This is a genomic window from Desulfosporosinus metallidurans (assembly GCF_001936615.1).
Classification (GTDB): domain Bacteria; phylum Bacillota; class Desulfitobacteriia; order Desulfitobacteriales; family Desulfitobacteriaceae; genus Desulfosporosinus; species Desulfosporosinus metallidurans.
This window is the reverse complement of record NZ_MLBF01000097.1, coordinates 1-7,278: the sequence shown is the minus strand read 5'-3', so window position 1 is coordinate 7,278 and position 7,278 is coordinate 1. Positions and strand designations below refer to the sequence as shown.

General features: G+C 42.5%; 6 protein-coding genes, 15 tRNA genes and 1 pseudogene. 3 read left to right on the top strand and 19 right to left on the bottom strand.

Annotated elements, in window-relative coordinates; all coding sequences use genetic code 11:
* The first annotated feature begins 397 nt into the window (after positions 1-397).
* Positions 398-793 (top strand): CoA-binding protein, encoded by a 396-nt coding sequence (locus DSOL_RS25055; protein ID WP_075367437.1) that lies wholly within the window; start codon positions 398-400, stop codon positions 791-793.
* A gap of 79 nt (positions 794-872) precedes the next feature.
* Here DSOL_RS25055 and DSOL_RS25050 read toward each other — a convergent pair.
* The 15 genes from DSOL_RS25050 to DSOL_RS24980 form a co-directional block, all read right to left on the bottom strand.
* A tRNA-Gly gene (locus DSOL_RS25050) sits at positions 873-946 on the bottom strand.
* A 6-nt stretch (positions 947-952) separates the two neighbouring features.
* Positions 953-1,030: transfer RNA gene (locus DSOL_RS25045), tRNA-Met, on the bottom strand.
* A gap of 1 nt (position 1,031) precedes the next feature.
* Positions 1,032-1,106 (bottom strand) — tRNA-Asn (locus tag DSOL_RS25040).
* A gap of 8 nt (positions 1,107-1,114) precedes the next feature.
* Positions 1,115-1,205: transfer RNA gene (locus DSOL_RS25035), tRNA-Ser, on the bottom strand.
* Positions 1,206-1,219: 14 nt separating this feature from the next.
* Positions 1,220-1,304: transfer RNA gene (locus DSOL_RS25030), tRNA-Leu, on the bottom strand.
* Positions 1,305-1,310: 6 nt separating this feature from the next.
* Positions 1,311-1,386: transfer RNA gene (locus DSOL_RS25025), tRNA-Thr, on the bottom strand.
* An 18-nt stretch (positions 1,387-1,404) separates the two neighbouring features.
* A tRNA-Arg gene (locus DSOL_RS25020) sits at positions 1,405-1,481 on the bottom strand.
* 4 nt (positions 1,482-1,485) lie between these two features.
* Positions 1,486-1,560: transfer RNA gene (locus DSOL_RS25015), tRNA-Gly, on the bottom strand.
* An 8-nt stretch (positions 1,561-1,568) separates the two neighbouring features.
* Positions 1,569-1,644 (bottom strand) — tRNA-Lys (locus DSOL_RS25010).
* 4 nt (positions 1,645-1,648) lie between these two features.
* Positions 1,649-1,723: transfer RNA gene (locus DSOL_RS25005), tRNA-Gln, on the bottom strand.
* Between the two features lie 44 nt (positions 1,724-1,767).
* Positions 1,768-1,842, bottom strand: a tRNA-Met gene (locus DSOL_RS25000).
* 115 nt (positions 1,843-1,957) lie between these two features.
* Positions 1,958-2,041, bottom strand: a tRNA-Tyr gene (locus tag DSOL_RS24995).
* Positions 2,042-2,066: 25 nt separating this feature from the next.
* Positions 2,067-2,142 (bottom strand) — tRNA-Asp (locus DSOL_RS24990).
* A gap of 10 nt (positions 2,143-2,152) precedes the next feature.
* Positions 2,153-2,228: transfer RNA gene (locus DSOL_RS24985), tRNA-Val, on the bottom strand.
* Positions 2,229-2,241: 13 nt separating this feature from the next.
* Positions 2,242-2,317: transfer RNA gene (locus DSOL_RS24980), tRNA-Glu, on the bottom strand.
* Between the two features lie 182 nt (positions 2,318-2,499).
* Here DSOL_RS24980 and DSOL_RS27010 point away from each other — a divergent pair.
* Positions 2,500-3,376: pseudogene (locus DSOL_RS27010) on the top strand (multiheme c-type cytochrome).
* Between the two features lie 15 nt (positions 3,377-3,391).
* The gene (locus tag DSOL_RS29315; protein ID WP_075367434.1) at positions 3,392-3,640 is read left to right on the top strand and encodes a hypothetical protein; all 249 of its coding nucleotides are present in this window, start codon (positions 3,392-3,394) and stop codon (positions 3,638-3,640) included.
* A 461-nt stretch (positions 3,641-4,101) separates the two neighbouring features.
* Here the strand turns inward: DSOL_RS29315 and DSOL_RS24955 are convergent, their stop codons facing one another.
* The 4 genes from DSOL_RS24955 to DSOL_RS24940 all read right to left on the bottom strand — a co-directional run bounded on the left by DSOL_RS24955 (position 4,102) and on the right by DSOL_RS24940 (position 7,100).
* Entirely contained in the window at positions 4,102-4,695 is a 594-nt protein-coding gene (locus DSOL_RS24955; protein ID WP_075367432.1) for a DUF1847 domain-containing protein, read from the bottom strand.
* Positions 4,696-4,738: 43 nt separating this feature from the next.
* Positions 4,739-5,677: a sulfite exporter TauE/SafE family protein gene (locus DSOL_RS24950; RefSeq protein WP_075367431.1), complete on the bottom strand. Its 939-nt coding sequence runs from the start codon at positions 5,675-5,677 to the stop codon at positions 4,739-4,741.
* 18 nt (positions 5,678-5,695) lie between these two features.
* A complete protein-coding gene (locus DSOL_RS24945; RefSeq protein ID WP_075367430.1) occupies positions 5,696-6,121 on the bottom strand; it encodes a hypothetical protein in 426 nt (141 codons plus the stop codon).
* Positions 6,122-6,431: 310 nt separating this feature from the next.
* Positions 6,432-7,100, bottom strand: a complete 669-nt coding sequence (locus DSOL_RS24940; protein WP_075367429.1) for a Crp/Fnr family transcriptional regulator — start codon at positions 7,098-7,100, stop codon at positions 6,432-6,434.
* Between the last annotated feature and the right edge of the window lie 178 nt (positions 7,101-7,278).

Below are 7,278 nucleotides of genomic sequence, written 5' to 3'. Positions count from 1 at the left end.
TCTCGAACACGATGTTCGAGGTTAGATCACCGCCACGGATGGCTGGGTGTCGAGATGGCTAAGTGCGAATTGCATCTCATGACGCTTAGATATAATAGCATTTTTTAGCGTCGTTGTCAACAACGAATATCTCTTCTTTGCTCATCCTATCGTTGCTTCTGGTTTTTCTCCGTCACCAGCGACGTTTAACAATATACCACACATCCTTAAAGATCGTCAACCCCTAACTAGGGATTTAATTAGCTAATGAAGAGAGAATTTTGAGTCAGGGAACTCCGCAAAGTCATTGGTAAATCATTCTTAGGGACCTGAAATGAATCATATTTGCTATTCAAAGACGTTTGCCTTAAACTAAACTAAACTAAACTATTTATCAATTTAGAAAGGAGTTTTGATGATGCCAGGTGATATCAATGAACTTTTAAGTCATAAAGTTTGGGCTGTAATTGGTGTATCCAATGATCAAGCAAAGTATGGCTATAAGGTATACATTCAGCTCAAAAAAGCCGGGTATTCAGTTTATGCAGTTAATCCCAAACTTACGACTATCGACGGGGATCCTTGCTATCCTTCATTGTCCGCCTTACCCACAAATCCCGATGCGGTGAGCGTTGTCGTTCCGCCCAAAGTCACCGAACAAGTTATTAAGGACTGTATTGAACTTGGAATCAACAAAGTATGGATGCAACCTGGTAGCGAAAGTGCGGAAGCGATTCGCAATGGTGAAGAACATGGAATCACCGTGATTCATGATCAATGCGTTCTGATCCAAACTCGTGACAAAGTAAATTGAGTTTAAGGTAAATACTAAAGGTTATAGTAAAAAGCAAAAAGTAAAAACCGCACCAAATGGTGCGGTTTGTTGTTCTTAATGGAGCGGGTGATGAGAATCGAACTCACGTAGCTAGCTTGGAAGGCTAGTGCTCTACCATTGAGCTACACCCGCATGTTTTGGTAGCAGGGGGGGGATTCGAACCCTCGCATGAGCGGGTATGAACCGCTTGCCTTAGACCGACTTGGCTACCCTGCCATGGCTCCCCGAGTAGGACTCGAACCTACAACCTACCGGTTAACAGCCGGTTGCTCCACCATTGAGCTATCGAGGAATGTATTCTGGCGGAGAAGGAGGGATTTGAACCCTCGCGGCAGTTACCCACCCTAACGGTTTAGCAAACCGTCCTCTTCAGCCACTTGAGTACTTCTCCAAATCTTTTGTAACTGGTGCGGAAGACGGGACTTGAACCCGTACGGTGTTACCCACACGCCCCTCAAGCGTGCGCGTCTGCCAATTACGCCACTCCCGCATTTGCTGGAGCCATTGACCGGGATTGAACCGGTGACCTTATCCTTACCAAGGATACGCTCTACCAACTGAGCTACAACGGCAGGTCTTACATTAAATAATGGTGCGCTCGGAGGGATTCGAACCCCCGGCCTTCTGATTCGTAGTCAGACGCTCTATCCAGCTGGGCTACGAGCGCATTTTGGAGCGGGTGACGAGATTCGGACTCGCGACTTTCACCTTGGCAAGGTGACACTCTACCACTGAGTTACACCCGCAAACAACTTGGTGAGCCATCCGCGACTCGAACGCGGGACACCCTGATTAAAAGTCAGGTGCTCTACCGACTGAGCTAATGGCTCGTTTTGGCTGGGGTGGGAGGATTCGAACCTACGAATGCCAGAGTCAAAGTCTGGTGCCTTACCACTTGGCGACACCCCAATCTTTATATTAAGCCAGAGCATTTGCTCTCGGACCCAATACCTTGGTTGCGGGGGCCGGATTTGAACCGACGACCTTCGGGTTATGAGCCCGACGAGCTACCGCTGCTCCACCCCGCGACAATATTCCGAGGCGCTAAGTGTGATGTCCGAAACTCGAACCATCTTGGCACTCCTCGAATTTTAGTTAAGTTCTCGGCCCGAACTTCGAACCTCGAACATCTAACTTCGATAATGGTGGGCAGGGATGGATTCGAACCATCGTACCTCGCGGAACAGATTTACAGTCTGTCGCCTTTAACCACTCGGCCACCTACCCATTTCGGTATGAATATTTGTTTGTATGGCGACCCCGATCGGACTTGAACCGACGATCTCCTGCGTGACAGGCAGGCATGTTAACCACTACACCACGGGGCCATCAATTTATTGGTGGGCGATGACAGGTTCGAACTGCCGACATCCTGCTTGTAAGGCAGGCGCTCTACCAGCTGAGCTAATCACCCTTGTTTTCTTTTTTGGTGACCCGTACGGGATTCGAACCCGTGTAGCCGCCGTGAAAGGGCGGTGTCTTAGGCCGCTTGACCAACGGGCCACTTTTTTTGAGAACTTTTTTAGTATAGCTGAAGGTTGCCGAATTGTCAACTCTTTTGTCTAAATTTATTTGTTGAATTTATTCTATGATCTATTTTAGTATAGATGAATTTTCTGCCACTATACAAATACTAACTTATGTCAACCAACGAAAAGGAGGTGTTTTCGGTCTAACCGGATCGTATGAATCACAATAAACTTCTCAAGCGCTATGGGCTTTCGACAACAGGCAAATATAATGACCTTTATCATATGGATGGGCCATATATTACTAAGATGGCTTGCGAAGCATGTCATAGTATCGGTAAACCTAATAGTGATGGTACCTTTGGCGACTGCGCAAAATGTCATGCTGGACACACCTTTTCTAAAGCACAAGTTCGCAAGCCCGAAATCTGCGGGTCCTGTCACCTGGGCCCAGACCATCCCATGAAAGAAATTCACGATGAATCCATCCACGGCACGATTTATGCTAATAAAGGATCCAATTGGGGTTGGAATGCTCCTGCCGGGGTCATTATCAAGTAAAAACTTTGATGCTCCTACTTACTCGATCTGCCACATGTCTTCATTCGGTGCTGCTCAAGGGACCCATGATGTCGGTCAACGTCTTAGTTGGAAGCTTACCCCAGCGCAAGCCGAAAAACGTGTGGATTGGGAGGCGCATCGTGTTAATATGCAAACAGTCTGTTTAGAGTGTCATGCCCATTCGACCATAACAGCAATGTATGATAATCCAGATATGTTGCAAGGCAATGAGAATGTTGCAACAGCTCAAACAATTATCAAGAAACTTAAAGATGATAGGCTAATACCTTCAACACCTTTTTCAAGTTCGATAGATTTCGAAGGATTTGAGATTTGGCACCACGAAGGACGACGTTCCAGATTTGGAGCATTTATGAATGGTCCCGATTATGTACAGTGGCAAGGAATTTATGAACAATTAATTGATTTAACTGAGCTCAAAGAGAAAGATGCAGAACTTCGTAGCAATGGAGTAGCCTCGTCAACAACTGTACAGGACACCAGCAAATCGACAAAAGGAGAAGGTCTCTAAAAAGGAGAATCTCATATGAAATCCTTAATCACGGAGCGTTTTTCCTATCAATGGTTAACCAAAAATCCCCTGAAAATCTCAATACCCAAAACTCAACTCATTCTGTTCTATCTCAGTATTAATTACCTAATTGTTTTCCTAGATGTTTTTATTGCCCACGCGCTGAATCGCTTTTTCCCAAGCTATGAATGGATCCCCATCATTTTTCCCCCTATTGCAACACTCTCAGCCATTCTCTTGCTCATGCGGCCCAAACCGGGTTAGACTCAGCTCTTCAATATCCTCATTAACTTTATCGGTGTTGTTATAGGAATTCTTGGATTTGGATTTCACCTCCAAGGCGCTTCGGCTGGAGATGTGATATCCTTTTCTGGCTTAACCAGCGGAAATCCTGTTTTTGCTCCGTTAGCCTTTGTAGCCCTAGGAAGCATCGGAATATTAGCAATCCTAGATGATCGCCCCAATGTTAGGCTTTGCCTTTCACCTTAGTGTCGATTTAGCAGGTCGTGGAAGCTTCCTTTGGTCGAGGGTGTTTTATCAAGACCCGGGCCTTGCTCCCCTCTTATTTTGTGGTTTGGGAATATGGGGAACTCTGGTCTTCTTAGACCCTATAGCTGAATCAAGTTCATCGGAACCCGTTGCCAACTTTAAAAAAACTAACTAGCCATGTTAAAAAAGATAACCTCATCCCGAAGGACGAGGTTATTTCTTTTAGTTATTTCATGTTATTCATACTTCTTGTTCATGTATTTCTTACGCACGTAGCTTGAATAACAGACTGCTAAGGGATTATTACCTAACACACGATCCTTAACAGCGTAAGTGGTAACTGGTGCCTCAGAGTACTTATTGAATAACATATCATGTCCGACACATAAACCTACTGCGAGGTTAAGTTCGGTCTTCTCTTTATTCAAAACTTTTGCTTGGAGAACAGGGTCGCAAATAATTTCAATTTTGTCCTCTTTTACTTTAGGTATTTCATAATCTTCTTTCTTAAGTCCGCCTATTTTGCAACACGCAGAATATACCTCAAAATGTTGAGACAAAATTTTCTCCAGAATTGCAGCTTCATCGACTAAGCCTATACAGAAAGCCATACCAATCTTCTTATAACCCTGTCTCTTTGCAAACATAATCACTTCATCAAGGCGAGTAAGGTTATTACCATATTCAGCCTGAAAGCAACCACTTGATCGGTGGAAAGGTTTGTTTTCTTCCTCAAGATATTCATCTAGCGTATACTTACCCCCGGTGCAATCAAAGCCTTCCTTATCGCACATGTTTTTAACCTTCATTTTGCATGATGCACATTTCATTTTAGAACCCCCTCTATCACATAAGCTTCAGCTTAAAAATGTTTTAGATATTAACACCAACTAGCAGTAACACATACTTCAGACCAATGTAAAACAAGACAATAGCAAGGAAAATTTTCATATAGCGAGCATTAATATACTTAGACACTCGGGCAGCTACTACAGTACCAATAGCAACACCAATTAATTCAAAGGCTAAGAACTTAATATCTACTTGACTACCCATAGAAACGTAGTTGAGAATGCTTGTCGAGGAGGATACCAAGATAGAAAGAACCGATGTCCCAGCCACAATGTACATTGGGAATCCCATCACGCTGGTCATAAAAGGAACCAGTAGGAATCCACCGCCAACCCCAAGAGAGGCTGAGATAACTGCTACGATAAGCCCTGTGATGAAGACAGTAACAGCACTATACTTGAATTCTTGACCAGCAAAGGTAAATGTGTTTTGAATACCAATTTTAGTGAAATTAACACCGATTTCCTTAATTTCATTCATTTTGCCTGAGGCCTTGAGTTCTTTAACTTTTGCTGCAAAGAGATTATTGGCAGCTTTTACATCTTTTTGACCATTTATGAATTTGCCTGTGCACTCATAGGCAATACGTAACGAAATACCTAAGGTGAAGAGACCAAAGTAAGGTTGGAAAGTCTTCATTTCTTTTAATAAGGAAGACGAAAGAGTAGAACCTATTAACGCACCAACGATACCGCCTAAACCAAGAGCAACAGCGGTAGGTACAACAATTCGCTTCTCTCGAAGATATAGAGGCGTACCAACAATAGGGCTAACAAGTGTCAAAATCTGATTCATCGGTTTAACCATATTTGCTTTCTTAAGTCCAAAAATACTCATATGCCCTACACCTGCCAAAATACCCCCAGCAGCACCTACAGATGTAAATACATAACCGACAAATATTCCCCATAGAATCAGACCGATAGGACTAGCATCTACACCAGCCATTGAGAAATGCATAACATTTTCCTCCATTTATTAAATTTTATTTACTACAGATGAACGAGAAAAACCAGGAAAACCAATCTTAGATAACCCAGACTTGATTGGATTTGACAGTAATTGGCTAACATTAATTATTAGGTAAGAAAGAAGATATGCCGCAAGTATATTTACCTGCCAGTTAACAATTGGGACTGTAATGCTTTGCCATTTTAGGCTAATGACCCAAATTATAAGTACATGAGGGACTAATTTATAAACTGAATCGACTACGACTGCTGTAAGATAATCAAAAAAAACTTCTCTCATTTCCTTTTGAAGGGACTTATAAGCTGTAGCGTCCTCAATCTCTACCGCCACATTCGATAGATCATCCAATTCCTGATAGCGCACCTTTAATTGTTCTATTTTTTTCCTGTGGGGATTTCTTAGAAATTTCAAGAGTTTAGAGAAGTTCTCCATTGCAAACGCCTCGCTTGTAAACATTTTGGAATCTTTAACAGGCTATAATTTAGTAGTACTTGTAATTGTCCCTCCTTTCACATTGATCAATATGGATATTGAATACTAATATTAAGTTTATTGATGTCCCTCAATAATACGTTAACAGATTTCCAATAAATTTAATGTCGCATTCATGACCTTAATTATGTCGTCTATCATACCTAATAATTGTCGCTTAGATTACATTTTTTGAGCATTATGTTTCGACGATTATCGGACTACTTGCCCTCTCACAAATCAAAGAGGCTAGCACCATGTGCTAGCCTCTTTAGACAATCCACTTTTTCAGCTTTTCCGTTTCAAGAATATACATTTCCCGCTCCTCAATGGCAATACTGCCTTCCTGTTTAAACATGTTTAGTAATGAGGTAACAGTTTGTCTTGACGTGCCAATCATGCATGCTAATTCTTCATGCGTCAACCGCAAAGCAATTTTAGTACCTGTTTCTGTTTCTATTCCAGTTCGTTCAGACATCTTCAAAAGTAACATGGCCAGTCTACCCGGCACCTGCCAAGAAACCATCTCCTGGATAATAGCTTCGGCCTCTCTCATTCTGACACCTAAAGTTGTCGCAACTTTGAGGGCTATGGACGGATGTCGCCCTAACAATCTCTCAAAACAGCTTTTTCGCACAACTACTAATGTTGAATCGTTAATGGCACCGGCAAAGCAAGTACGCTCACCATGATACAAAGTTTCTGCCAAACCCATTAACTGCCCCGGACTCCTCATACTTCCTACGGTCACCTTTCGACCATCCATAGTAAGACGATATATCTTTACATAACCCTCTTCGATTAAATAAATTCGGTCAGCCGTGTCACCTGCAGAAAAAACAATTTGCCCTTTTGGATAATGAACTACAGTCCCATATTCCCTGATCACATTCTTTTCGGATTCCTCCAACGCTAATGCTTCGTAATTTATGCTTTCCATACCAGAGTATCCCTCCATATAATTATAAGTTTATCACAAATCCTATTAAAGATACTACTCTAATATTTAAATTGGTTGAAAGTTCACATTCCCGGTTGCCAGATATTTCAGAGAGGGGATATCCGAACATACAAGCGTCCAGATGATCCTACACGATCCGATGCAAAAAGACTACCTC